1 pseudogene is annotated in these 243 nt (G+C 63.0%); it reads left to right on the top strand.

Features of this window, described 5'->3' with window-relative positions:
• Positions 1-197, top strand: a pseudogene (locus AC0L3X_RS47590) (epoxide hydrolase); the annotation flags it as partial.
• Positions 198-243: the final 46 nt, after the last annotated feature.

The raw sequence follows: 243 nt of genomic DNA, 5'->3' as shown, positions 1-243 counted from the left end.
GCCCTTGGATGGCGCTGGACAACGCCCGTTCGCTCCGCGGTCTGCACATGGACTATCTCGGTGCCGTCCCCGAGGACGCGCCGCGAGACGAAGCTGAGCGGCGTTGGATGCAAGACTTTGCCGAGCACGAGAAGCGGCTTGGCGCATATTCACACCTTCAATCCACCACACCCCAGTCGGTCCCGTGGAGGAAGTAGCGCTCATACCCCAGAACGTCGTGCATCAGCGCGCCGAACAATGCAC

This window comes from Bradyrhizobium sp. MI1.7 (genome assembly GCF_055811795.1).
Note: the sequence above shows the minus strand (reverse complement) of the source record. Positions and strands in the feature narration are given on the sequence as shown.